The organism is Parasphingopyxis marina, assembly GCF_014237875.1.
Lineage (GTDB): Bacteria > Pseudomonadota > Alphaproteobacteria > Sphingomonadales > Sphingomonadaceae > Parasphingopyxis > Parasphingopyxis marina.
The window spans coordinates 83,760-110,000 of sequence record NZ_JACJVJ010000001.1 but is presented as its reverse complement, the minus strand read 5'-3'; the positions used below and the strand labels follow the sequence as shown (position 1 = coordinate 110,000).

General features: G+C 63.3%; 17 protein-coding genes, 2 tRNA genes and 2 rRNA genes (1 of these 21 cut by a window edge). 14 read left to right on the top strand and 7 right to left on the bottom strand.

Going from position 1 to position 26,241, the window contains the following annotated elements:
• The 4 genes from H6P80_RS00405 to H6P80_RS00390 form a co-directional block, all read left to right on the top strand.
• A tRNA-Ala gene (locus H6P80_RS00405) sits at positions 1–14 on the top strand (it extends 62 nt beyond the left edge of the window).
• A 306-nt stretch (positions 15–320) separates the two neighbouring features.
• Positions 321–3,123: ribosomal RNA gene (locus tag H6P80_RS00400) — 23S ribosomal RNA — on the top strand.
• 112 nt (positions 3,124–3,235) lie between these two features.
• Positions 3,236–3,350 (top strand): 5S ribosomal RNA (gene rrf / locus H6P80_RS00395).
• 80 nt (positions 3,351–3,430) lie between these two features.
• Positions 3,431–3,507 (top strand) — tRNA-Met (locus H6P80_RS00390).
• A 237-nt stretch (positions 3,508–3,744) separates the two neighbouring features.
• Here H6P80_RS00390 and H6P80_RS00385 read toward each other — a convergent pair.
• Positions 3,745–4,422 (bottom strand): PilZ domain-containing protein, encoded by a 678-nt coding sequence (locus H6P80_RS00385; protein WP_185799387.1) that lies wholly within the window; start codon positions 4,420–4,422, stop codon positions 3,745–3,747.
• A gap of 292 nt (positions 4,423–4,714) precedes the next feature.
• On the opposite strand from H6P80_RS00385, the gene H6P80_RS00380 reads away from it, so the two are divergent.
• The 4 genes from H6P80_RS00380 (at position 4,715) to H6P80_RS00365 (ending at position 10,230) form a co-directional block, all read left to right on the top strand.
• Entirely contained in the window at positions 4,715–5,905 is a 1,191-nt protein-coding gene (locus H6P80_RS00380) for a CaiB/BaiF CoA transferase family protein (RefSeq protein ID WP_185799386.1), read from the top strand.
• Positions 5,905–6,531 carry a maleylacetoacetate isomerase gene (maiA, locus tag H6P80_RS00375; protein ID WP_185799385.1) on the top strand — a complete coding sequence of 209 codons (627 nt, stop codon included), beginning with the start codon at positions 5,905–5,907 and terminating at the stop codon, positions 6,529–6,531. The genes H6P80_RS00380 and maiA overlap by 1 nt, the downstream gene beginning before the upstream one ends.
• Positions 6,532–6,558: 27 nt before the next feature.
• Positions 6,559–8,607 (top strand): TonB-dependent receptor, encoded by a 2,049-nt coding sequence (locus H6P80_RS00370; protein WP_185799384.1) that lies wholly within the window; start codon positions 6,559–6,561, stop codon positions 8,605–8,607.
• Positions 8,608–8,691: 84 nt separating this feature from the next.
• On the top strand, positions 8,692–10,230 hold the full coding sequence (locus tag H6P80_RS00365) for an acyl-CoA synthetase (protein ID WP_185799383.1): 1,539 nt from the start codon (positions 8,692–8,694) through the stop codon (positions 10,228–10,230).
• Positions 10,231–10,244: 14 nt separating this feature from the next.
• On the opposite strand, the gene H6P80_RS00360 is transcribed toward H6P80_RS00365, so the two are convergent.
• Both H6P80_RS00360 and H6P80_RS00355 read right to left on the bottom strand, forming a co-directional pair.
• On the bottom strand, positions 10,245–11,027 hold the full coding sequence (locus H6P80_RS00360) for an SDR family NAD(P)-dependent oxidoreductase (RefSeq protein WP_185799382.1): 783 nt from the start codon (positions 11,025–11,027) through the stop codon (positions 10,245–10,247).
• 130 nt (positions 11,028–11,157) lie between these two features.
• Positions 11,158–12,327 carry an acetyl-CoA C-acetyltransferase gene (locus tag H6P80_RS00355; protein ID WP_185799381.1) on the bottom strand — a complete coding sequence of 390 codons (1,170 nt, stop codon included), beginning with the start codon at positions 12,325–12,327 and terminating at the stop codon, positions 11,158–11,160.
• 152 nt (positions 12,328–12,479) lie between these two features.
• Between H6P80_RS00355 and H6P80_RS00350 the strand changes: the two genes are divergently transcribed.
• From H6P80_RS00350 to H6P80_RS00335, 4 genes are all read left to right on the top strand, one after another.
• On the top strand, positions 12,480–13,622 hold the full coding sequence (locus tag H6P80_RS00350) for an acyl-CoA dehydrogenase family protein (protein WP_185799380.1): 1,143 nt from the start codon (positions 12,480–12,482) through the stop codon (positions 13,620–13,622).
• Positions 13,623–13,625: 3 nt separating this feature from the next.
• The gene (locus H6P80_RS00345) at positions 13,626–15,236 is read left to right on the top strand and encodes a choline dehydrogenase (RefSeq protein ID WP_185799379.1); all 1,611 of its coding nucleotides are present in this window, start codon (positions 13,626–13,628) and stop codon (positions 15,234–15,236) included.
• Between the two features lie 316 nt (positions 15,237–15,552).
• Complete coding sequence (locus H6P80_RS00340; RefSeq protein ID WP_328804906.1) at positions 15,553–18,510, top strand: TonB-dependent receptor; 2,958 nt, start codon at positions 15,553–15,555, stop codon at positions 18,508–18,510.
• 78 nt (positions 18,511–18,588) lie between these two features.
• Positions 18,589–19,761, top strand: a complete 1,173-nt coding sequence (locus H6P80_RS00335; RefSeq protein WP_185799378.1) for a saccharopine dehydrogenase family protein — start codon at positions 18,589–18,591, stop codon at positions 19,759–19,761.
• On the opposite strand, the gene H6P80_RS00330 is transcribed toward H6P80_RS00335, so the two are convergent.
• Positions 19,762–20,850 carry a CaiB/BaiF CoA transferase family protein gene (locus H6P80_RS00330; protein WP_185799377.1) on the bottom strand — a complete coding sequence of 363 codons (1,089 nt, stop codon included), beginning with the start codon at positions 20,848–20,850 and terminating at the stop codon, positions 19,762–19,764.
• Positions 20,851–20,875: 25 nt separating this feature from the next.
• On the bottom strand, positions 20,876–22,105 hold the full coding sequence (locus H6P80_RS00325) for an NAD(P)/FAD-dependent oxidoreductase (protein WP_185799376.1): 1,230 nt from the start codon (positions 22,103–22,105) through the stop codon (positions 20,876–20,878).
• An 81-nt stretch (positions 22,106–22,186) separates the two neighbouring features.
• Here H6P80_RS00325 and H6P80_RS00320 point away from each other — a divergent pair, with 81 nt between their 5' ends.
• Complete coding sequence (locus H6P80_RS00320; RefSeq protein ID WP_235973675.1) at positions 22,187–23,332, top strand: NAD(P)H-dependent flavin oxidoreductase; 1,146 nt, start codon at positions 22,187–22,189, stop codon at positions 23,330–23,332.
• On the opposite strand, the gene H6P80_RS00315 is transcribed toward H6P80_RS00320, so the two are convergent.
• Positions 23,329–23,886, bottom strand: a complete 558-nt coding sequence (locus H6P80_RS00315; RefSeq protein WP_185799375.1) for a MarR family winged helix-turn-helix transcriptional regulator — start codon at positions 23,884–23,886, stop codon at positions 23,329–23,331. The genes H6P80_RS00320 and H6P80_RS00315 overlap by 4 nt on opposite strands.
• The gene (locus H6P80_RS00310) at positions 23,883–25,175 is read right to left on the bottom strand and encodes a spinster family MFS transporter (RefSeq protein ID WP_185799374.1); all 1,293 of its coding nucleotides are present in this window, start codon (positions 25,173–25,175) and stop codon (positions 23,883–23,885) included. Before H6P80_RS00310 ends, H6P80_RS00315 begins: the two co-directional genes overlap by 4 nt.
• Positions 25,176–25,319: 144 nt before the next feature.
• Here H6P80_RS00310 and H6P80_RS00305 point away from each other — a divergent pair, with 144 nt between their 5' ends.
• A complete protein-coding gene (locus tag H6P80_RS00305) occupies positions 25,320–26,225 on the top strand; it encodes a TauD/TfdA dioxygenase family protein (RefSeq protein WP_185799373.1) in 906 nt (301 codons plus the stop codon).
• The last annotated feature ends 16 nt before the right edge of the window (positions 26,226–26,241 follow it).

The window sequence follows — 26,241 nt, the reverse complement described above, 5'->3', positions numbered from 1 at the left end:
GATAGGCTCCACCATCCTCCAGATATGAAGACACGTAATTCCGCGCTTCGGCGCGGATAATGGCGGGAATTGCCCGCCTCTTTGACATCGTAAATGGGTTTTAGAAATCGATGCCGCGGTAGCATTTGTTTCGGTTTGATATGACCGAAACGCTCAAAATGTTACTGCAATATCGCACCCCCTCCTTATCCTCGAGGGGGTGTATGAATAAAGGCTGAGATTAATGATTATCCGTATCATGCGGCAGTGCATGTCGAGTGGTAATCGGGGCTTTTCTGAAGTCCTGGTGACCCGGCATTGTCGTTGATGGTGCGGACTCTCAAGTGTGAGGTAAGAGCATTTGGTGGATGCCTTGGCATACACAGGCGATGAAGGACGTGGCACGCTGCGATAAGCTGCGGGGAGGTGTGAGCAACCTTTGATCCGCAGATTTCCGAATGGGGAAACCCATCCTCACCATTTCTTTTCGCTCTCGATCGTTCTTCGGAACGGCCGGGCTCGGAAAGAGGTGGAAAGGATATCACCGAAGTGAATATATAGCTTTGGTGAAGCGAACCCGGCGAACTGAAACATCTCAGTAACCGGAGGAAAAGACATCAACCGAGATTCCGTTAGTAGTGGCGAGCGAACGCGGACCAGGCCTATTAAGCAAGCGTAGTCAGCAGAACATTCTGGAAAGTTTGGCCATAGCGGGTGACAGCCCCGTATGCGTAAACGAAACTTGTGAATCGAGTAGGGCGGGACACGTGAAATCCTGTCTGAACATGGGGGGACCACCCTCCAAGCCTAAATACTCGTGTATGACCGATAGTGAACAAGTACCGTGAGGGAAAGGTGAAAAGCACCCCGATGAGGGGAGTGAAACAGTTCCTGAAACCGAATGCTTACAATCAGTTGGAGCCCCCTTGCGGGGTGACAGCGTACCTCTTGCATAATGGGTCAGTGACTTAATGTATCATGCAAGCTTAAGCCGTTAGGCGGAGGCGAAGCGAAAGCGAGTGTTAATAGCGCGACTGAGTATGATGCATTAGACCCGAACCCCGGCGATCTAGGCATGGCCAGGCTGAAGGTGCGGTAACACGCACTGGAGGGCCGAACCGTATAATGTTGAAAAATTATCGGATGAGCTGTGTTTAGGGGTGAAAGGCCAATCAAGCCGGGAAATAGCTGGTTCTCCGCGAAAACTATTTAGGTAGTGCCTCGGACGAATATCTTGGGGGGTAGAGCACTGGATGGGCTAGGGGGTCGCGAGATCTACCAAACCTAACCAAACTCCGAATACCCAAGAATACTATCCGGGAGACAGACGGCGGGTGCTAAGGTCCGTCGTCGAAAGGGAAACAGCCCTAACCTACAGCTAAGGTCCCCAAATCATATCTAAGTGTGAAAGCATGTGGAAATCCCAAAACAACCAGGAGGTTGGCTTAGAAGCAGCCATCCTTTAAAGAAAGCGTAACAGCTCACTGGTCTAAATAAGGGTTTCTGCGGCGAAGATGTAACGGGGCTAAAGATATGTACCGAAGCTTAGGGTGTGGATTTATCCACGCGGTAGCGGAGCGTTCCGTAGGCGGATGAAGCGGTCTGGTAATGGACCGTGGACGTATCGGAAGTGCGAATGCTGACATGAGTAGCGATAAACAGGGTGAGATGCCCTGTCGCCGAAAGCCCAAGGGTTCCTGCTTAAAGCTAATCTGAGCAGGGTAAGCCGGCCCCTAAGACGAGCCCGAAGGGGGTAGTCGATGGGAACCACGTTAATATTCGTGGGCCTGGTGGTGTGTGACGGATCTCGTGTGTTGTCTGTTCTTATTGGATTGAACAGGCTTCGAAGAGGTTCCAGGAAATAGCCCCACCGTATAGACCGTACCCTAAACCGACACAGGTGGGCAGGTAGAGTATACCAAGGCGCTTGAGAGAATGGTGTTGAAGGAACTCGGCAAATTGCCTCCGTAACTTCGGGAGAAGGAGGCCCTGTCAGAAGGCAACTTTTGACAGGGGGCACAAGCTGGGGGGTAGCGACTGTTTATCAAAAACACAGGGCTCTGCTAAGTCGGCTTCAAGACGACGTATAGGGTCTGACGCCTGCCCGGTGCCGGAAGGTTAAAAGGAGGAGTGCAAGCTCCGAATTGAAGCCCCGGTGAACGGCGGCCGTAACTATAACGGTCCTAAGGTAGCGAAATTCCTTGTCGGGTAAGTTCCGACCTGCACGAATGGCGTAACGACTTCCCCACTGTCTCCAACACCAACTCAGCGAAATTGAATTCTCCGTGAAGATGCGGAGTACCCGCGGTTAGACGGAAAGACCCCGTGCACCTTTACTGCAGCTTCAGAGTGGCATTAGGAAACAACTGTGTAGAATAGGTGGGAGGCTTTGAAGCGACGTCGCCAGATGTCGTGGAGCCAACAAGTGAAATACCACCCTGCTGTTTTTTGATGTCTAACCTAGATCCATGAATCTGGATCAGGGACCCTCTGTGGCGGGTAGTTTGACTGGGGCGGTCGCCTCCTAAAGAGTAACGGAGGCGCGCGATGGTAGGCTCAGGTCGGTTGGAAATCGACTGCGAGAGTGCAATGGCATAAGCCTGCCTGACTGCGAGACCGACAGGTCGAGCAGAGACGAAAGTCGGTCATAGTGATCCGGTGGTCCCTCGTGGAAGGGCCATCGCTCAACGGATAAAAGGTACGCCGGGGATAACAGGCTGATAACCCCCAAGAGCTCATATCGACGGGGTTGTTTGGCACCTCGATGTCGGCTCATCACATCCTGGGGCTGGAGCAGGTCCCAAGGGTTTGGCTGTTCGCCAATTAAAGTGGTACGTGAGCTGGGTTCAGAACGTCGCGAGACAGTTTGGTCCCTATCTGCCGTGGGCGTCGATATTTGAGAGGAGTTGCCCCTAGTACGAGAGGACCGGGGTGAACATGCCTCTGGTGGACCTGTCGTGGCGCCAGCCGCGCAGCAGGGTAGCTATGCATGGACGGGATAACCGCTGAAAGCATCTAAGCGGGAAGCCTCCCTCAAGATAAGATATCATCGAGCCGTGGAAGACCACCACGTTGATAGGCCGGGTGTGGAAGCGCAGTAATGCGTGTAGCTAACCGGTCCTAATAGCTCTTTTTACACTCGAGAGTTCCACCATCGACGACAGTGCCGAGCACTTGTCCGTTGGTTCTGGATAATCAAGAGTCTTAGCCCATGACGGGTATCGATTTCTTTCCCCTTTCTACGCCGGCTTCATAGCTTGGTGGCTATGGCGTCAGTGACCCACCCGATCCCATCCCGAACTCGGCCGTGAAACCTGACAGCGCCGATGGTACTGTGTCTTAAGGCACGGAAGAGTAGGTCGCCGCCAGGCTTTGTAGCCGGCGTGGAAAACGGTCAGGGAAAGCCCATTTACGATTGTCAGAGCCTTTGGCCGCACCGGCCTCAAGTTGGCGCGGGGTGGAGCAGCCCGGTAGCTCGTCAGGCTCATAACCTGAAGGTCGCAGGTTCAAATCCTGCCCCCGCAACCAGCCTGACACCAAAAGAGACCCCGCTTCGGCGGGGTTTTTTTATGCGCTGCGATGGCGAACCTGGCGGAGCGCCGGCCGTTTCGCGGAGCATCGCCGGATCCCCCCGGCGCCACGCCCGATCGCCCGTCCCCGGCCAGCGCGATCGCGCGGCCCTCGCCGCCTCGGGCCGCGCACAAAAAACGCCGCGGCATCGTACGACGCCGCGGCGTGCGGGACCAACCGCATTGGAGCGAGAAATTAGTGGGCGGCGGCCATGGGCGGCACCGAGGGAGAGCCGGCGAAGCCGCGCTGCGTTTCCTGCTGGGCGGCCCAGAAAGCCACCTGGTCGAGCGGCATGGTGCGGTTGAACGAGATGCCGGCATAGCCGCCCTCGACCCAGCGCACGACGCTGGCGCGGACCGGCAGGCCGTCGATCTCGACGACGACATCGGCGCCGCGCTCGAGCATTGCGGAAACGCTTACCTTCACTCCGCCCTGCGAGATATCGATCACCTGTACGGTTTCGTGCTTGTCGCCGATCGCGATCCTCGCCTGGCCATGGATGTTGAGGCGCGGTGCGCGCGGCGCCATCGCGCCGCCATGGGGCGCAAGCACCTCGTGCACGTCGATCTTTTCGACGAACTCGACGCCGGCGCGGCCGTCGACGACCCAGCGGACGATGCCGCTGACGATCTTGCCGGCCTTGAACTCGATCTCCACATGTTCGTTATCGTCGAGCGGGGCGAAAACCTCGGCCATCATGCCGCCGGAAGAGATGTTCCGGATCAGGCAGAGTTCCTGCATCGTGCTGGTGATGATCTTGCCGGCCTGCAACACGCTCATATAGCGCTGCCCGGTCCGGCGATCGATCGGAACCGGCCCGGAATCGGCAACCGAGAATGTCGTGAATTCGGTCGCCCCGTTATTGCTAATCATGGCTCTTCCCCAGAAATATCATTCTGCACAAACGTCATAATGCTGGGTTGGTTCCAATAAAGGCATGGTAAATGGAATTTTACTTATAAAATACCAGTATTCGTTAACGGGTATTAAGAAAGTATTTACGAACTGCTTGGCTATTCTATGCGCAGGTCCGTGAATGCCGGTGCGCCGAGCCTGGGCGGAACCGGCGGCGGATTCCCCTTGCCAAAGTAGCGGCAAGCAAGGTGGCGTGGGCCATGGCGAAACCGTGCGGGCTTCGATATGGAGGCTCCCGGAGGAGGCGTCGATGGCAGGTCCCAAATTGCTGGAAGGGCTGCGCATCGTCGATATGACGAGCGTGATTTTCGGTCCCTATGCGACGCAGACGCTCGCCGATTGCGGCGCCGATGTCATCAAGGTGGAAACCCCGCAGGGCGACCATTTTCGCAGCGCCGGCAAGCCCGCCGTCACCAAGGGCATGGGCGCCTGCCATATGACGCTCAATCGCGGCAAGCGTTCGATCGCGCTCGACCTGCGCAGCGAGGAAGACCGGGAGGTGATGCAGGGCCTGCTCGCCGATGCCGACGTTTTCATTCACAATGTTAGGAAGTCGGGCATCGAGAGGCTCGGCTTCGGCTATGAGGATGTGAAGGCGATCAAGCCCGACATCGTATATGTCCATTGCACCGGCTTCGGCCCCGGCGGCCCCTATGAACCGCTGCAATGCTATGACGATCTCGTCCAGGCGGCGAGCGGGGCGACCTCGCTGATGAGCCGCGTCGATGGCGATCCCGCGCCGCGCTACATCCCCTCCGCGATCGCCGACAAGGTTGCCGGGCTTCACGGCGCCTATGCGACGATGGCGGCGCTGATCCACAAGCTGCGCACCGGCGAGGGACAGTGCGTCGAAGTGCCGATGTTCGAGGCCTTCACCCAGTTTCTCTATGAAGAGCATCTGTTCGGCGCGACCTTCGATCCGCCGCAAGAGCCGATCCTCTACCGGCGCCAGGTCGATCCCGACCGCCAGCCCTTCCCGACTGCGGACGGGCATGTCAGCCTCGTTCCCTATGTCGATCCCAATTGGGTGACGCTGTTCGAACTGCTCGGCGATCCGGAGATGCTGAAGCGCGAGCCGTTCGACACGCCGATCGGCCGGTTCCGCAACCAGCCCGCGCTCTATCGCCGGATCGCCGAACTGACGCCGGCGAAAACGAGCGCCGAGTGGACCGATATCCTCAACGCTGCCGGGATCCCGTGCATCGCCTGCCGCGACGTCGAGGAGATTTTCGAGGATCCGCATCTCGAAGCGACGGGTTTCTTCAAGCGGTGCGATCATCCGAGCGAGGGCGCCTATGTCGAGATGCAGCCACCGGTCAAATTCGGCGCGCGGCCGGATTCCGATATCCGTCCGGCGCCCCGGCTCGACGAACATGGCGCAGACATAAGGCGCGAAGTGGCCGAACGAAAGCCAGGGCGCAAAGCAGGAAAGGCCGCCTGATGGTCCGCCTCTACGATTATTTCCGGTCCTCGGCCGCCTATCGCGTCCGCATCGCGCTCAACCTCAAGGGCTATGACTATGAGCGGATCCCGGTGAACCTGCTCGAGGACGGGCAGAAAAATAGCGAGTATCGCGCGCGCAACCCGCAGGGGCTGGTGCCGACCCTGGAAGTGACGGGCGGCGATCTCATCCAGTCGATGGCGATCGTCGATTATCTCGAAGAAGCCTGTCCGATCCCCTCCTTCCTGCCCGACGATCTCGTGGCGCGCGCGCAGGTGCGCGCGATGGCGCAGCTGGTCGCGTGCGATATCCATCCGCTCAACAATCTGCGCGTGCTCAAATATCTGAAGCAGGATCTCGGCCATCCGCAGGACGAAATCGATGCCTGGTATGCGCATTGGGTGCGCGAAGGGTTCGCCGCGCTCGAAGCGCTCGCGATCCGCTATGGCGGCACCTATCTGTCCGGGGACCTGCCCGGCGTTGCCGATATCTGCCTCGTGCCGCAGATGTTCAACGCGCGCCGTTTCGATATCGCGCTCGACGATTATCCCAATCTCGTCGCCTATGATGCCAAGGCCAACCAGCTCGAGGCGTTCCAGGCGGCGCATCCCGATCGCAACAGCTAACCGCTCCCTTCAGTAACGAGTATGTCCATGCGCAAATCCATCGCCTTGCTTCTCGCCGCCACCTCGGTGCCGGCCCTCGCGCAGGAGCAACAGATCGTCGTCACCGCCGCCGGGCTCAAAGATCCGCTGGGCGATGTCGCCTATAATGTCGTGACGATCGACCAGGAGGCGCTGGCGCGGGAGCCGAGCGGGCGGCTTGAGAATATCCTCGGCCAGGTCGCCGGGTTCCAGCTGTTTCGCGCGTCGGACGCGCGTTCGGGCCACCCCACCGGCCAGGGCGCGACCCTGCGCGGGCTTGGCGGCAATGCGTCGAGCCGGGCGCTGCTCGTCCTCGATGGGGTGCCGCAGAGCGATCCCTTCGGCGGGTGGATCAGCTGGCCCGGCTTCGACACCCAGGCGCTGGGGCGCATTCGCGTCACGCGCGGCGGCGGCAGCGGCGTTTACGGGCCCGGCGCGCTGGCCGGGACGATCGAGCTCGAAAGCCGGTCGGTCGAGAATTTCCAGCCGGCCCGGGCGAATCTCGCCTATGGCAATCGCGATGCGTCTGAGTTTTCCGCAGGCATCATGCTGCCGCCGACGGAAAATTCGCTGATCGACATTTCGGGCCATTATGGGCGCGGCGACGGGTTCGTGCCCGTTATCGCCTCGCAGCGCGGACCGATCGACGAGCCGGCGGCCTATAAGAGCTATGGCGGCACGGTCCGCTATTCCGCGCCCATCGGCAATGCCGAGATCCAGCTGGCCGGGCGGTTTTTCGAGGACGAACGCAATCGCGGCTTCCCGATGAGCGACAACCGCACGCGCGGCTTCGACACCAGCGTCCGGCTGCTCGGCCGGGGCAGCTGGCAATGGGAAGGGCTGTTCTATTATCAGGATCGCAATTTCCGTTCGAGCTTCGCCAGCGTCGACGATGCCCGCACCACGGCGACCCAGGTGCTCGACCAGTTCAGCGTGCCCGCGCGCGGGTTCGGCGCACGCTTCGAAATCCGCCCGCCGATTCCCGGCGATGCCGTGGAGCTGCGCCTGGGCGGCGATTATCGCGAGACGGTGGGCCGCACGCGCGAACGTTTCTTCTTCGTCGCCGGCGCGCCGACCCGCGAACGCGAGGCCGGCGGCACCACGCGCACCACCGGCGCCTTCGCCGACGCCACGGTTCGCGCCGCCGACGCGCTGACCTTTACCGGCAGCGCGCGGCTCGATCGCTGGTGGATCGACAACGGTTTTTTCCGCCAGGGCGATCTCGGCGGGCCGCTCAACGACGAGACGCTCTATCCCGATCGCGATGGCTGGCGCTTCACCGGGCGCGCGGGGCTGGCCTGGCGGCCGGACAATCCGCTGACGATCCGCGCGGCGGGCTATACGGGCTGGCGGCTGCCGACGCTCAACGAGCTGTATCGCGCGTTCCGGGTCGGCGACGATGTGACGGGCGCCAATGCCGCGCTGCGGCCAGAGGATCTGCAGGGGATCGAAGCGGGCATCGATTACACGCCCGCCTCCTTTCTCCGGCTTTCCGGCACGCTCTTCTACAACCGGCTCGACGATGCCATCGCCAATGTCACGGTCGGCCAGGGCCCCGGTTTCTTCCCCGGCATCGGCTTCGTGCCCGGCGTGGCCAGCCAGCGCCAGAATCTGGACGGGATCGCGGCCGCGGGGATCGAACTCGACGCGCAGGCGCAATTCGCCCAGTGGAGCCTGCGCCTCTCCTACGCCTTTACCGATGCCGAGGTCGACGCCTCGGGGCTCGCTGCGGCGCTTAACGGGCTGCGTCCCGCGCAGGTCGCCCGCCACAATGGCTCGGCGACGCTCAGCTATATGCGCGCCATGGGCGGCGAGGCGGCGGTTACGGTGCGCTATATCGGCGCGCGGTTCGAAGACGATCTCAACCAGCAGCGGCTCGACGACGCGCTGACCGTCGGCGCGCGCGCGCTCGTTCCGATCTACGGGCCCTTCCAGGCGGAACTGCGCGTCGAGAATATCTTCGATGCCCGTGTCGAGGCGGCGATATCGGGCGCGGGCCTTGTCGAGCGCGGGGCTCCGCGCAGCGTCTGGGCCGGCCTGCGCTTCGCCTTTTTCTAAACGGCACCTCCCATATCGGGCGCCTCTCGCTTTCCGCTTTCCCTTTGCGTAAACCTGCAAAGAAAAGATTCGGAAGAGGCAGCCATGCATCCCAGCGTCCACGCGCAGACCCAGCCCGGCAAGCCGGCCATCATCATGGCGCAGAGCGGCGAGACGATGAGCTATGCCGAGCTCGACCGGGCGTCGAACAAGGCGGCGCATTATTTCCGCTCGCTGGGCATCGAGGATCGCGACACGATCGCGCTGTGTATCGAGAACCGGCCCGATTATTTCGCGATCATGTGGGGCGCGCTGCGCGCCGGGCTGTTCGTGGTCCCGGTATCGTCCAAGCTCACGGCCGAGGAGGTCGACTATATCGTGCGGGACAGCGGCGCGAAGCTGCTGATCGTCTCGGCCTGGATATCGGCAACGCCGCGCGACATTGCCGAGCGGCTCGGCGGCGATGTGGCGCTGGCGATGTTCGGCGATCCGGTGCCCGGCTTTGCAAGCTGGCAGGCCGCGGTTGCCGAAAAGCCGGTCACGCCGATCGCCGACGAGTGCGCGGGTTCCCCGATGCTCTATTCCTCGGGAACCACCGGCCGGCCCAAGGGCGTGCGCCTGCCGCTCTCCGAGGACCGCGAGATCGTCGCCGGCAATATGCTGGTCGAGGTCTGCCGCAACGTGTTCGGGATCGACGAGAATGCCGTCTATCTGTGCCCCGCGCCGCTCTATCACGCCGCGCCGCTCCATTATTCGCTATCGGTGCACCGGCTCGGCGGCACGGTGGTGGTGATGGAGAAATTCGATGCTGAGGGCACGCTCCGGGCCATAGACCGCCACAAGATCACCGCGGGCCAGTTCGTGCCGACCCATTTCGTGCGGATGCTGAAACTGCCCGAAGAGGTGCGCGCGCGCTACGACATGACCTCGCTCAAGGTCGCAATCCATGCCGCGGCGCCCTGCCCGGTTCCGGTCAAACAGGCGATGATCGACTGGTGGGGCGAAATCATCTGGGAATATTATGCCGGCAGCGAAGGCGCCGGGACGACGATCATCAACAGCCAGGATTGGCTCGCCCATCCCGGCTCGGTGGGCCGGCCGGTCGGCTGCGCCATCCATATCTGCGACGAAGCGGGCGAGGAACTGCCCCAGGGCGAGACCGGCATGGTCTATTTCGAAAGCGCGAGCACCTTCAGCTACCATAATGACGCCGAGAAGACGGCCGATGCGCGCAACGCCAAGGGCTGGGCGACGCTCGGCGATATCGGGCGGCTCGACGAGGAGGGCTATCTCTACCTGACCGACCGCAAGAGCTTCATGATCATCTCGGGCGGCGTGAACATCTATCCGCAGGAGATCGAGAATCTCCTGATCACGCACGACAAGGTGATGGATGCCGCGGTGATCGGCGCGCCGGATCCGGAAATGGGCGAGAAGGTCGTCGCCATCGTCCAGCCGATCGACTGGGCCGATGCCAACGAACGCTTCGCGGCGGAACTCAGCGACTGGATGCGCGAGCATCTCTCAAGCATCAAGCTGCCGCGCCAGATCGATTTTCGCAAAGAGCTCCCCCGCCAGGCGACGGGGAAGCTCTACAAGCGCTTGCTGCGCGACGAATATTGGGCGGCCGCCGAAGCGCCCTAGCCCATGGACTTGCCCTAGCGCGGGGCCATCCGGATCGCGCCGTCGAGGCGGACATCCTCGCCGTTGAAATAGCCGTTTTCGATCATCGTCAGCGCGAGGCCCGCATATTCTTCGGGCTGGCCGAGCCGTTTCGGGAAGGGCACCGAAGCGGCCAGCGCTTCGCGCACATTGGGCGGCGCGGCGGCGAGCAAGGGCGTATCGAAAATGCCCGGCAGGATCGTGTTGACGCGAATGCCCTCGTTCATCAGGTCGCGCGCGATCGGCAAGGTCATGCCGACGACGCCGCCTTTCGAGGCGGAATAGGCCGCCTGGCCGATCTGGCCGTCTTCGGCGGCGACCGAAGCGGTGTTGACGATGGCGCCGCGTTCGCCGTCGTCCAGCGAATCGAGCGTCATCATGCCGGCCGCCGATTTGGCGATGCAGCGGAAGGTGCCGACAAGGTTGATCTGGATCAGCCAGTTGAACGCATCGAGCGGGAAGTGGCGGATCGAGCCGTCTTCCTTGGAGCGGCTGGCGGTCTTGATCGCATTGCCGGTGCCCGCGCAATTGACGAGGATACGCTCCTGGCCGTTGGCCGCGCGCGCTTTCTCGAAGCCCGCATCGACGCTGGCGTCGTCGGTCACATTCACTTCGCAGAAGGTGCCGCCGATTTCCTCGGCCATGGCCGTGCCCTTGCCTTCCTGCAGGTCGAAAATCGCGACCTTGACGCCCTTGGCGGCCAGCGCCTTCGCGGTCGCCGCGCCGAGGCCCGAAGCCCCGCCGGTGACGACGGCCGAGATGTTTGCGTTGAGTTCCATGGTCTTTCCTTCCTCTTCTCTTCGTCGATCCAGCGAAGGCTGGAATCCATCCCGGCTGTCGGTGTCGCGATGGCATCGCTGGGATGGACCCCAGCCTTGGCTGGGGTGACGGCGGATTGATTGCTAGGGATTACACCCGTTCGATGATCGTGACATTGGCCTGGCCGCCGCCTTCGCACATCGTCTGCAGCGCATATTTGCCCTTACGCTGCTCGAGCGCATTGAGCATCGTCGCCATGAGCTTGGTGCCCGAAGCGCCGAGCGGGTGGCCGAGCGCGATTGCGCCGCCATGGACGTTGAGCTTGTCGCGGTCCGCGCCGAGATATTTGATCCAGGCGAGCGGCACCGGCGCGAACGCCTCGTTGACCTCGTAAATGTCGATATCGCCGATATTCAGCCCGGCGCGCTCCAGCGCCTTTTCGGTCGCGAACAGCGGCTCTTCGAGCATGATGACGGGATCGCCCGCGGTCACCTTCAGCGTGTGGATGCGCGCGCGGGGGGTGAGGGCATGATCCTTGAGCGCCTGTTCGGACACGATCAGCGCGGCCGAGGCGCCGTCGCAGATCTGGCTGGCATTGGCGGCGGTGATCGACCCGCCTTCCTGCAGCAGCTTGACCGACTGGATCGATTCCATCGTCGCGTCGAAACGGATGCCTTCGTCGGTCTTGTGCGTTTCCGCGCCCTCGGGCGTTTCGATCTCCAGCGGCACGATCTCGTTGTCGAACGCGCCGGCCTCGGTCGCGGCGATCGCCTTCTGGTGGGATTCCAGCGCGAAGGCGTCGAGATCGTCCCGGGTGAAGCCGTGCTTCTTGACCAGCATCTCGGCGCCCATGAACTGGCTGAACATGACGTTCGGATAGGCTTCCTCGAGGCGGGGGCTCTTATAATTGCCCATGCCTTCCTTCATGTAGAGCGTCGCCGTCGAGCCCATCGGCACGCGCGTCATGCTCTCGATGCCGGACGCCAGCACGATATCCTGCGTCCCGCTCATCACCGCCTGCGCGGCGAACTGCATCGCCTGTTGGGAGGAGCCGCACTGGCGGTCGATCGACACGGCCGGGACGCTGTCGGGCAGCTTGGAGGCGAGCACGGCGTTGCGGCCGACATCCATCGTCTGTTCGCCGCCCTGCATCACGCAGCCGGTCACGACATCCTCGATGGCGGCGGGATCGAAATCGCTGCGCTCGGCAATGGCGTCGAACACCGCGGCGCCGAGATCGACCGGGTGAACCCCGGCCAGCTTGCCGCCGCGCCGGCCGCCGGCCGTGCGCACTGCATCCACGATAAAGGCGTCCGCCATCGTCTCTCTCCTCATGTTCCGCGAGTCGGGCTTTTGTCTCGTTGCCGGCGCTTGTGCATGAAGGTTGACGTTCGCGTCAACCTGCTATCAGATGGCCCGAAACGGAGACGGGGCCGATGCTGCGAGTCGGCGCCCCTGGGGAGAGACGCTCGATGCTGGATACCGCCAACCGCACCGCTTTCGACGAGGGGCACGAACTCCTTCGCGATCAGGTGCGCAAATTCTTCGACAAGGAATTGCACCCCAATCTCGATCGCTGGGAGAAGGAAGAGATTGTCGACCGCGAATTCTGGCGGGCTTGCGGAGAGGCCGGGCTGCTCTGCCCGACCATGCCGGAGGAATATGGCGGGCTGGGCGCGGATTTCGGCTATAATGCGGTGATCAACGAGGAACTGGCCTATGCCGGGTCTTCGGCGGGCATCACGCTGCAATCGGACATCGTCGCCGACTATATCCTCGCCTATGGCTCGGAAGAGCAGAAGCAGGAATGGCTGCCCAAGATGATCTCGGGCGAGGCGATCACCGCCATCGCGATGACCGAGCCGGGCACGGGCTCCGATCTCCAGAATGTGAAGACGACGGCGAAGCGCGACGGCAATCATTATGTGATCAACGGGTCGAAAACCTATATCACCAACGGCCAGAATGCCGACCTGATCGTCCTCGTCGCCAAGACCGATCCGAACGAGCGCGCCAAGGGCGTTTCGCTGATCCTGGTGGAGGCGACGCGCGAGGGCTTCGCCCGCGGCCGCAACCTCGACAAGATCGGCCAGCATTCGGCCGATACCTCGGAACTCTTTTTCGAGGATGTCCGCGTGCCGATCACCAATTGCCTCGGCGAGGAAGGGCACGGCTTTTTCTACCTGATGAACCAGCTGCCGCAGGAGCGGCTGTCGATCGCGGTCGGCGCCCAGGCTTCGGCCCAGCGCGCCTTCGACGAAGCGGTCACGTTCACCAAGGAACGCGCGGCCTTCGGCAAGACGGTGTTCGATTTTCAGAATACGCGCTTCACGCTCGCCGATCTCGCGACCGATTTGCAGGTCGGCTGGGCGCATCTCGACTGGGCGATCAAGCGGCACCTGGCGGGCGAACTGACGGCGACCGAGGGGTCCGCGGCCAAGCTCTGGCATACCGAGGTCCAGTGGAAATGCTGCGATGCCGCGCTCCAGCTCCATGGCGGGGCGGGCTATATGAACGAATATCCGATCGCGCGGATCTGGCGGGATGCTCGCGTCCAGCGCATCTATGGCGGGACCAACGAGATCATGAAGGAAGTGATCGGGCGGAGCCTTTAGGCGATGGCCGCCGATACCGCCGCGTTCGATTATGTGATCGTCGGCGCGGGGAGCGCGGGCTGCGTGCTCGCCAACCGGCTGTCCGCCGATCCCAAAGTCTCTGTGTGCCTGATCGAGGCGGGCAAGGAGGACAAGAGCCTGCTGGTGAAGATGCCGGCGGGTGTCGGCGCGCTGCTCAAACAGCCCAATCCGCATAACTGGTTCTTCTATACCGAACCGCAAAAGCATCTGAACGACCGCAAGCTCTATTGGCCGCGCGGGCGCGGCTGGGGCGGGTCTTCGAGCATCAACGGCATGATCTACATCCGCGGCCATGCCCGCGATTACGACCAATGGCGGCAGATGGGTCTGGCCGGCTGGGGCTATGACGACCTGCTCCCCTATTTCAAGAAATCCGAACGCTATGAGGAAGGCGACGAGGCCTATCACGGCCGCGAGGGGCCGCTCGGCGTCACCAACAGCGCGATGGAAGACCCCGTCTACCGCGCCTTTATCGGCGCCGGTGTCGCCGCCGGCTATCCGACGACCGAGGATTTCAACGGCGCGGAGCAGGAAGGCTTCGGCCCCTATCAGCGCACCATTGCGGACGGAGAACGGTTCAGCGCCGCGCGCGCCTATCTGCGCCCCATCGCCGGGAAGCGCGACAATCTCGCCATCCTCTCGACCGGCCATGTCACCCGCATCCTGACCGAGGGCAGGCGCGCTATCGGGGTCGAGGCGGTATCGGGCAAGCGCGGCGAAAGCCGCACGATTCACGCGCGCCGCGAGGTGCTGGTCTGCTGCGGCGCGGTCCAGTCGCCGCAACTCCTGATGCTCTCGGGGATCGGCGATCCGGAGGAGATCAAGGCGCAGGGGATCGATCTCGTCCATGCCTCGCCCCAGATCGGCAAGAATCTGCAGGACCATCTCGATGTCGTGCTGGCGCATGAAATGACCCAGCCCGTCTCGGCCCATTCCAGGCAGAAGGGGCTGAAAAAGCTGCTCGTCGCGCTCGACTTTATTGCCCGGCGCAAGGGCGCGGGCACCGACAATTTCCTCCAGGCCGGCGCCTTCCTCAAATCGCGCGAAGGGCTGGACCGGCCCGACGTCCAGCTCCACCTCGTCAACGCGATCATGATCAATCACGGCATGACCGAGATCGAAAAGGACGGCTTTACCGTCCATGCCTGTCAGCTGCGGCCCGAAAGCCGGGGGCGGATCGGCCTCGGCTCGCCCGATCCGCTGGCGCCGCCGCGTATCGATCCCAACTATCTCGACAGCACGGAGGATCGCCGCGTCATGCGCGAAGCGGTGAAGATGATGCGGGCGATCTGCGGGGGCGAGGATCTCGCCTTTTTGCGCGGGCCCGAGATCGCGCCGGGCGAGGGGGTGGCGGGCGATGACGCGATCGACGCCTATGTCCGCGATACCGCCGAAACCATCTATCACCCGGTCGGCAGCGTCCGGATGGGTAGCGATGCCGACTCGCCGCTCGACGGCGATCTCGCCGTGCGCGGCATGGCCGGCCTGCGGGTGATCGACGCCTCGGCGATGCCGGCGCTGGTCGGCGGCAACACCAATGCCCCGGTCATCATGATCGCCGAAAAGGCGGCCGACATCATCCGCTCAGCCTAGCGTGCCGTAACGTCGGCGGAACAAGCGGGTCTTGGCCACTGTTGCAGCGTTGCACGTCCCGAAGCGCTTAGCGTTACCTTTACGTCAATTGCGGTTGACGGAAATTCAGGTGAGGCTTAGCCTTCATCAAAACAGAACAATAAAACTTTAGGGATGATGTCACTGGGCGAATACCGACCCGTCATGCCGCGCCAATTGCTCGCCGGAATCCGGGCCGAACTCCAGAACGATATTCTCCCGCACAATTGAGAGGCGGCCCAAGCCGCCCGCAAGATAAGGCCGGGCCAACCGGCATGTCATATGGGGAGAGAATGCCGTGAAAAAGTTTGAGCTGCTGATTGCGACCAGCCTTGCCGCGGGGTTCGTCACCCCCGCTATGGCGCAGGATAACAACGCCAACGCGCCGATCATCGTTACCGCCCAGCGCCAGGCGCAAACCCTGCAGGAAGTTCCGATCGCGGTTTCGGCCTTTACCGCCGAAGCGCTGGAACGCCAGCAGATCGAAAATGCCAGCGATCTTCAGCTCTCGCTTCCCAACGTCTCGTTCACCAAGACGAACTTCACCAGCTCCAGCTTCACCATTCGCGGCGTCGGCGATCTGTGCGTCGGCACCTCGTGCGACAGCGCCACGGGCATCCATCTCAACGACCAGCCGCTGCTCGGCAGCCGCTTGTTCGAACAGGAATATTACGATCTCGAGCGGATCGAGGTGCTGCGCGGGCCGCAGGGCACGCTGTTCGGGCGCAACGCGACCTCCGGCGTCGTCAACTTCATCACCGCGCGGCCCGATCTCAGCGAGTTCGCGGCACGCGGCTCGTTCGAATATGGCAATTTCGATTCGATGCGCGCCGAAGGCATGGTCAACGTGCCGATCGGCGACTGGGCGGGTATCCGCATCGCCGGCTATTATCTAAACCGCGACGGCTATACCTATAACGAATATAACGACACCGATGTCGACGGCCGCGATCAGTACAGCATTCGCGGTTCGCTCCGCCTCGAGCCCGGCCCCGACACGACGATCGACATCATCGGCACCTATTTCGAGGAAGACGACAACCGCTCGCGCATCCAGAAGCAGCTTTGCGCGCGCGACGATACCGGCGTTCTGGGCTGCCGCCCCGATGCCCTCGCCAACGAAGTGGTGAACGGCAATTCGACGCTCGCCGCGGTGCTTTCCTCGAACGAACTGTTCGCCATCCAGTCGGCGCCTTTTGCGGCGGTCGATCCGGGGCTCCCCGCGACGCTCACCGCGCTCGGCCTCACCAGCATCTACGGGACGGACCAATATGCCAACGCGACCAACCCGTCCGATCTGCGCCGCATCCGCGCCGATTTCGATCCGACCTATTATGCCGAGGAATGGCTGATCCAGGGGCGGCTCGAACATGATTTCGGCCCGGTCGCGCTGACCCTGATCGGCGGCTATGGCGAAAGCGAAGTCGATTCCCGCACCGACTACAATCTTTCCGCGGCCGATCCGTTCGGCGTCAACACCGGCCTGTTCACCCTGGCCGCGCTTGCCGGCGGCGCCGGCGGCCCGGCCCTGCAGGCGGTGTTCGCACCGGTTGCCGCGGCGCTGATCCCCAACGGCCCGACCGGCAATGCCTGCGTTTCGGAGGCGAGCCTCGCCTATTCGGGCATTTATGGCGGCAACGTCTATGGCTGCGCGCCGCAGAGCATCGAATATGACCGCTCGAGCATCAGCGGGCGTCAATATTCGGTCGAGGCGCATATCGACTCCGATCTCGACGGCCCGTTCAACTTCCTGCTCGGCGCGATCTACGTCAACACGCGCACCTACCAGAACGATTATTTCGTCAACGCGTTCGGCCTCGATTATGCCGCGGGCGTGTTGGGCGGCTTCACCACGCTGGGCGCCGCCGGAGCGCTTCCGCCGAGCTTCCTCGGGCCGCCTTTCTTCAACAGCGAAACGGACAGCTTCACGCTCGAATCCTACGGCCTGTTCGGCGAAGTCTATTTCGACATCACCGATAATCTGCGGCTGACCGGCGGTATCCGCTATTCGAACGACGACAAATATGTACGTTCGCGCTCGCCGATTCTCGCCGTGCCCGTGCCCATCGGCACGACCGACGCCAACCCGACGATCAGCGCCGGCTTCGATGCCGATGGCGTAACCGCGGGCCAGCAGGCCTATCGGGAGTTCAATGCGAGCTTCGACGAGGTTACCGGCCGTATCGTGCTGGACTGGCAGTGGTCGCCCAATAATCTGGTCTATGCCTCCTGGTCGCGCGGCTATAAATCGGGCGGTATCAACCCGCCCTTCGATCCGATCTTCAGCGTTCCGGCGACCTTCAATCCGGAGATCATCAACGCCTTCGAAGTCGGCTCGAAGAACACGCTCGCGAACGGCGCCGTCCAGATCAACGCGACGGCCTTCATGTACGATTATCAGGATCTGCAGCTCAGCCGCATTCTCAACCGGACCTCGTTCAACGACAATACGGATGCCACGGTCTGGGGTCTCGAGCTCGAGGCGATCATCTCGCCCGATCCGGCATGGCTGTTCAACATCAGCGCATCGACGCTGAGCACGAGCATCGGCAACACCCAGCTCGTCGATACCCGCGATCCTTCGGGCGGCCGCAGCGATACGGTGATCATCAAGGATCTTTCCAACGGCGCGAACTGCGCCGTGATCCCGCAGGCGGTGGGCAACGCCGCCGGCGCGAACGCCTTCGTCAATGCGATCAACGCCAACGCCCTCGGCCTCCAGCCGACGGTGCCGGTGCCCGGTACCAACACGACCGGCGCCTATTCGATCTGCTCGATCCTGCAGGCGGGTGCTGCCGGCCAGATCGCGGCGGTCAACCCGGCGCTCGCCGCGTTGCAGCCGCTGCTCGACAGCTTCGGCGCGTTCAGCATCGCCGACGGCGTTCCGGTCGATCTTTCCGGCAACGAACTGCCGCTTGCGCCCGACTATAAGATCACGGTCGGCGGCCAGTATACGGCGGACTTCGATAACGGCATGAGCCTCGTGCTGCGTGCCGATTATTCGCTGACGGGCCAGCAATATGCCCGCAGCTTCAACCGGGCGGTCGACCGGATCGAAACCTTCGGCATCGCCAATGCGCAGGTGCAGCTGAACGGGGCCGACGATCGCTGGTTCGTCCGCGCCTTCATCCAGAATATTTTCGATAACGACGCGATCACGGGCCATTATCTTACCGACCCGTCTTCGGGCCTGTTCACCAACGTCTTCACCCTGGAGCCCCGCCGCTACGGCCTTGCCGCCGGCTTCCGGTTCTAAGGGTAGGGAAGGGACGGAAGGGGCGCCGCGGTCGTCGCGGCGCCCTTTTTCGTTGGTCATCATTGAAGGAGTAGCGCCATGAGCGGCAGCCGGGAATTCGACGTCATCGTCTATGGAGCGACCGGCTATACCGGCCGGCTGGTCGCCGAATATCTGGCGAAGAGCGGCCATGGCGATCTTGAATGGGCGATGGCCGGGCGCAGCGCCGACAAGCTCGCCGCGGTACGGGACGAGATCGGCGCGCCCGCCGATACGCCGCTCGTCGTCGCCAATGCCGACGATCCGGCATCGCTTGCCGCCATGGCCGGGCGCACGAAGGTCGTGCTGACCACGGTCGGGCCGTACCAGCTTTACGGCGAGCCGCTGATCGCGGTCTGCGCCGAAGCCGGCACCGATTATGTCGATCTGTGCGGCGAGCCCGCCTGGATGCGCCAGATGATCGACAAATATGATGCCAAGGCCAAGGCAAGCGGCGCGCGCATCGTCTTTTCCTGCGGCTTCGATTCGATCCCTTTCGATCTTGGCGTCTGGTTCGTCCAGCAGGCGGCGAAGGAAGAATTCGGCGAAGTGGCGCGCCGGGTCCGCGGCCGCGTGCGCGCGATGCAGGGGACGTTTTCGGGCGGTACGGCGGCCAGCCTCAAGGCCACGCTCGCCGCCGCCGCCAAGGATCCGGCGGTTCTCCAGCTGCTGATCAACCCCTTCGCGCTGACGCCGGGCTTCACCGGGCCCCAGCAGCCGCGCGGCGACGCGGTCGATTTCGAAGCCTCGCTGGATAGCTGGGTCGCACCCTTCATCATGGCGGCGATCAACACCCGCAACGTCCATCGCAGCAACTTCCTGCTCGGCCATCCCTGGGGCGAGGATTTCGTCTATGACGAAATGGTGCTGACCGGGCCGGGCGATGCCGGGGAAGCGGCGGCCAAGGCGGTGGCGGGCGATAATTCGCTGGGCGCGGAAGGCGGGCCGAAGCCCGGGGAGGGCCCCAGCGCCGAGGAGCGCGAAGCGGGCTTTTACGATGTGCTGTTCGTCGCCGAAATGCCCGATGGCGGGCGGGTGACGGCGGGCGTCAAGGGCGACAAGGATCCCGGCTATGGCTCGACATCGAAGATGATTGCCGAGAGCGCGCTCTGCCTGGTTCGCGATGTGCCCGATGCACCGGGCGGCGTGACGACGCCGGGTGCGGTGATGGCCGAGCCGCTGATCGCGCGGCTGACGGCCCATGCCGGGCTGAGCTTTACGCGCGAGAGCTGATCAGCCCCAACGGGCGAGCGCGTCCTCGATAGCGATGGTTTCGCTCGTCCCGATGGCGGCGGGCGTTTCGGAAAAGCGCGGCGCGGGCATCGGCTGCATCGTTCCGTCATGCTCGGCGAAGGTCTTGCGCGCGACATTGTGGGGGTGCGCCGGGGCTTCGGCGATAGAGAGCACCGGCGCGACGCAGGCGTCGCTGCCCTCGAAATGCGCGGCCCATGCGTCGCGCGTGCGGCTGGCGAATTTCTCGGTAAGGGCCGCGGTCATCGCTGGCCAGCGCGCGCGGTCATGCTGCGGGAATTCGGCCGGGTCGAGCCCCAGTTTCTCCAGTAAAACCGCGAAAAATTGCGGCTCCAGCGGCCCGACCGCGACATGGTGCCCATCCGAACATTCATAGCAACGGTAAAAGGGCGTGCCGCCGTCGAGCAGGTTCGCCTCGCGCTCCGCCGTCCAGAATCCGGCATCATGAAAGGCGTAGAACATGCTCATCAGCACCGACGCGCCATCGGTCATCGCCGCATCGATCACCTGCCCCTTGCCCGTCTGCCGCGCGGACAGGATCGCCGAAACGAGGCCGAGGCACAGAAACATCGTGCCGCCGCCATAATCGCCGACAAGGTTGAGCGGCGGCATTGGCGGCTCGCCTTTTTTGCCCATTGCGCCGAGCGCGCCGGTGATCGCGATGTAGTCGAGATCATGGCCGGCGCTTTGCGACAGCGGCCCTTCCTGTCCCCAGCCCGTCATCCGGCCATAGGCCAGCTTCGGGTTGCGCGCGAAACAGTCTTCGGGGCCCAGGCCCAGCCGTTCCATGACGCCGGGCCGCGCGCCTTCGATCAGGCCGTCGGCACGGGCGACAAGGTCGAGTGCCCGGTCTCGCTGGGCTTCGTCTTTCAGATCGAGCGCCACATGGCTGCGGCCGCGCAGCAGCACCTTGTTGCCGGGCGCATCGACGCCGCTTTTTCCGGGTCGCCCGATCCGTACGATCTCGGCGCCCAGATCGGACAGGATCATGCCCGCCAGCGGCACCGGGCCGATCGCGTCGAATTCGACGATCCGGCATCCGGCCAGCGGGCCGCTCTTGCTGTCGGTCATTATCCTCTCCCTTGGCGCTCCCGCTCTATCCGGCGAGTTCTTTCAGCGGCGTTGCCGCGTCGGCGAGTTTGTCGGGGTCGATCGCCGCGCCCTCGATGACGAGCTTGCGCCCCTGCACATAATCCTTGGTCGCGTTGACGCAGTCGAGCGCGATCACCTTGCCGTCCTTCAGATAGACGACCGAGAAGCTGCGCGTCGCCGGATCGCCGCGCAGCACCGCCGCATCATGGCCGGAAGACAGCCCCACCGTCTGCAGCTTGAGGTCGTACTGGTTGGACCAGAACCACGGAACGGCATCATAGGGCGCGTCGTGCCCGACAATATGTTTCGCGGCGACGGTCGCCTGGTCGTTGGCATTCTGCACCGATTCCAGCCGGATCGTCGCGCCGCCGGCAAAGCCGCTCGCATGCGCCGCGCAATCGCCGATCGCGTAGATATCGGGCAGGCTCGTGCGGCAAAATTCGTCGACGATCACGCCGTTGCCGCCCTCGGCGCCCGCCACGATCAGCGGCTCGACCGCCGGGATTACGCCGATGCCGATAATGACGAGGTCGGCGGGAACGGTCTCGCCGTCCACGAGGCGCACGCCCGTCGCCCTGCCGCTTTCGCCTTCGATCGCCTTGACGCCGACATTGGTCCGCAGGTCGACGCCGCGTGCACGGTGCTCGCCCTCATAGAAGCGCGACAGCGCGTCGCCGGCGACGCGCGCCAGCACCCGGTCCAGCGCTTCGAGCAGCACGACCTTCTTGCCGAGCTTCGTCAGCACGGCCGCCGCCTCGAGCCCGATATAGCCGCCACCGACGATGACGACGCGCTCGATACTGTCGAGCCTGACCATCATCGCATCGGCGTCGGCCCGGCTGCGGACGAAATGCACGCCCTCAAGCTCCGCGCCCGGCACCGGCAGTGCTCGCGGCGAGCCGCCCGTCGCCCAGATCAGCTTGCCATAGTCGAGGGCAGCGCCGTCGGCGAAGATCAACCGATGCGCCTCGGCATCGACCGCGGCCACGCGGTGTCCCAGCATCATCGTGATATCGCGCTCTGCCCAGAATTTCTCGGGCCGGATCATGATCCGTTCGAACGGCTTTTCTCCGGCGAAATATTCCTTGGAGAGCGGAGGGCGCTCATAGGGAAATTCCGGCTCGTCGCCGATCAGCGTGATTTCGCCTTCATATTTCTGCTGGCGCAGCATGATCGCCGCCTGCGCGCCGCCATGGCCCGCACCCACGATCGCTATGTCTGTTTTCTTGCTCATCCCGCCATGCCTAGCGGAGTTTTGCGCCATTTAGAAAGGCCGAAAACCGCTATAGAGTGATAAGAAAAAGGAGAGCGTGCCATGATGAATTCGCCGATATGCGCGATGCTCGATATCGAGTTTCCGCTGCTCGCCTTTTCGCATTGCCGGGATGTCGTCGCGGCAGTGTCGAAGGCGGGCGGGATGGGCGTGTTCGGGGCCGTCAACCTGTCCCCGGACCGGCTGCGCGAGGAACTCGACTGGATCGACGCGCATGCGGGCGGCAAGCCCTATGGCGTCGACCTGATCGTGCCGAACACGTTTCAGGGCAAAGGCGAGAAGCACGACACCGGCACGCTGATCTCCTCGATCCCGCAGGAGCATAAGGATTTCGCCGCCGGCATCCTGGCCGATCATGACATCGAAACCGGCGATCTGGAAAAATCGCGCGGCATGTCCGCCAATTTCGCGAAAAATCTGCGGGAGGAAGGCGCAGCGACCAGCCTCGAGGTCGCGTTCGAATATCCGATCAAGCTGATCGCGAATGCGCTCGGCGTGCCGCCGCAGGCGATGCTCGATCTCGGGCGCCATCACGATATTCCGGTTGCCGCCCTGGTCGGCGCGAAGGAACATGCGGTGGCGCAGGTCAATGCCGGGGTCGATATCCTCGTCGTCGCGGGCGGCGAGGCCGGCGGCCATTGCGGGGAGGTTTCGACGATGGTGCTCGTGCCAGAGGTTGCCCGAGCGCTGCGGGAGATCGGCGCGGAGACTCCGGTTCTCGCCGCCGGCGGCATCACGACCGGGGAACAGATGGCGGCCGCGATGGCGATGGGCGCGGCCGGCGCCTGGTGCGGCTCGGTGTGGCTGACCACGGCCGAGGCGGAAACCAATCCGATCGTGAAGGAAAAGATGCTCGCGGCGAGCTCGCGCGATACCGTCCGCTCGCGGTCGCGCACCGGCAAGCCTTCGCGCCAGTTGCGGTCTCCCTGGACCGATGCCTGGGAAGCGAAAGGCGCCCCCGAGCCGCTGCCTATGCCTCTCCAGTCCATGGTGAGCGAACCCGCGCTGCGCCAGATCGACAAGCTCAGCCAGGGCGGCCATCAGGGCGCTAAGGACCTCGCCACCTATTGGGTGGGGCAGGGGGTCGGGCTCATGAACCAGCCAATGTCTTCGGGGCAGGTCGTCCAGCAGTTCAAGGAAGAGTTCGCCGCCGCCTGCGAGCGGCTGTCCGACAGCCTCGGCGGCTAGTCCCCAGCGTCTTTCGCGCCATTCTTGGCGGCGAGGAGGTTGGTAAGCATCTTCTCCGTCACCATGTCGCACATGGCGATTTCAGCGGGATGGATCTCGCCGAGCACTTCCTTGCGGACGGCATCGGCGCCCTCTCGGATATCGTCGAGAATGGCGGCCGCGGCCGGTGTGATGCTGAGCGTATTGGCGCGCTTGTCTTCCTTGCTGCCCGCGCGTTTGACGAGGCCGTGTTGTTCGAGGCCGTCGATCGTGCGCACCATGGTGGAGGAGGCGACGCCGATACGGTCGGCGATCTGCTGCTGCGTCACCGTGCCGTCCTGTTCGGAGATCCAGAACAGGGCTTGCCAGCGCGCCGAGGTGAGCCCGTTCTCGGCGAGCCGTTCGTCGAGCCGCGCCGTCCAGCGACGGGCCAGCGCGATCAGCCGCCAGGCGAATTCGCGCTGCGCCTGGATGTCCTTTTCGCTGGACTCGAGCACGCGGGGCAGGCGCGGCCGGTCCGGATCGTTGCCGCCTGCCCGTCCCGGCCGGGGCCAGCCTGATCGCTGCTTGGTCATGTCTCGTTGCGCGCCTGTTCGATGTCGCGGCGCACTGTACGGCTCGCCAGCCAATAGTGAAGACCCGACCAGAGATTGATGAGCGCGACGAAGACGAGCGCGTAGCGGAGCGCCTCGTCGCCCAGCGCCGGGATGAGCCGGTCGGCGATCCAGCCCGCGACGAGCGGCCCGAGGCCGAGCCCGATCATCGTCTGGATGAACAGCAGCACCGAAGCGGCGACGGCGCGGCGGCTGGGACTGGCGAGGCCCTGCGCCATGGCGAAGGAGGGGCCGAAAAAGAAGGACGCGAAAAAGGCGCTCATCGCAAAGCCGAACATGGCGATCGGCACGGCGCCGGCCATATATCCGATGATCTGGAAGGGAATGCCCGCGATGGCCGCGGCGCCGGGAACCCACATATAATAGCGCGCATCCTTGTGCCGGGTCGCCAGCCGGTCGGAGAGAATGCCGCCGAGAAAGGTGCCGAGCGCGCCGAGCAGCGCGAAGCCCGAGAGCCATGTGCCGACCTGGCTGGTCGTCAGGCCGTGCGTGTTGACGAGGAACACCGAATTGAAGGTGCCGGCTCCGTACCAGACAAAGGCATGAAGCGCGGCGGCGAGCGCCATGTTGCGAAAGGCGGCGCGCTTCCAGAGATAGCCGACCGCGCGAAACGGATTGCCCTTCTGGGCCGTGATCGCGATTCCGTCCGAAAGGCCGCGTTGCGGTTCCCTGACGGTGAAGGCGACGAGCAGCGCAATCAACAGGCCGGGCGCGCCGGCGACGACGAAAGCCGTACGCCAGCCCCACCAGTCATTGCCCCAGCCGCCGAGCGCCAGCCCGATCATCCCGCCGACCGACACGCCCAGCGCGTAGATGGAAAGCGCGGTGCCGCGCCGGGAAAGCGGAAAATAATCGGCGATCAGCGAATGGGAGGGCGGGCTGCCGCCGGCCTCGCCCACCGCGGTGCCGACCCGGAACGTCAGCAGCATCGCGAAATTGGACGCCGCGCCGCACAGCGCCGTCATGCCGCTCCACAAGGTGATCGAGGCGGTCAGCACCCATTTGCGGCTGGTGCGATCGGCCAGGCTGGCGATCGGTATGCCCATGGTCGCGTAGAAGAGCGCGAAGGCCAATCCGCCGAGAAGACCGAGCTGGGTAAAGCTGAGATCAAACTCTTCCTGGATCGGCGGCAACAGGATGTTGAGGATCGCGCGGTCGAGCGCATTCATCACATAGCCGAGGAACAGTATGAACAGGACGTAATTGGCATATCCCCGGGAAGGCTGCCCGATGGCTTGCTGTTCCGCCATATATCCCCTCCCCGACGCTTTCGCATTTTATGTGCAGGCGGAGCGAATATCGCAAGCACCATACATGCTGCATCGCACCAAATGAGGTGTTTCGTCGATAAACCATGCTTGTGTCGAAGCGGCTATTTATGTAGCCTTGCATATATGCTGGACACGACCACCACCCGCAGCTGGCGCGACTATGACCGGGCTTCCGGCTATGAGCATATCGAGGTTCTGCCGCTTAACGGGGCTGTCCTGGCGGAGATCCGCGGCGTCGACCTGACAAAGCCGGTGCCCGACGAGGTGCGCGAGGAAATCATGCGCGCCTTTGCCGAGAATCTCGTCATCTTCTTTCGCGGCCAGACGGGACTGACGCGCGAACAGCATATCGCCTGCGCGGAGATGTTCGGGCCGCTCCAGAAAATTCCGCATATCTTCAGCGTCGACGATTATCCCGATGTCCAGATCGTCGAGCGCAAGCCGGACGACACCCGCATGGTCGTGGGCAACGGCTTTCACAACGATTCCACTTATCTGGAAACGCCGCCGACATCGGTAACGATGCGGGCCGTGGAGGTGCCGGACCATGGCGGCGATACCGCCTTTGCGAACCTCTACCTTGCCTATGAAGCGCTGTCGGAACCGATGCGCGCCTTTTGCGACACGCTGGTCGGCGTCAACAGCGCGTCGGTGTTGTTCGGTTCCGGTGCCGACCAGAAGCGCGTGATGATGAAGGAAATGGACGCGAGCGAAGGCGATGCCGAGGTCGAGCATCCGATCGTCTGCGTCCATCCGCGTACCGGGCTCAGGCACCTGTTCCTCAACCCCGTCTATACACGGCGGCTCAAGGGATTTTCCGAGGCGGAAAGCCAGCTCATCCTTCGTTTCCTGCACGATCATATCAAGCAGATGGCGTTCACGGGCCGTGTGCGCTGGGAAAAGGATACGGTGCTCGTCTGGGACAATTGGGCGGCGCAGCACAGCGCGATCGCCGATTATCAGGGCCAGTATCGCTATCTCGAACGGGTGACGACGGGCCATGTGGAACTGCGCGGCGTGAACGGCTGAACCGGGAGGACGGGGC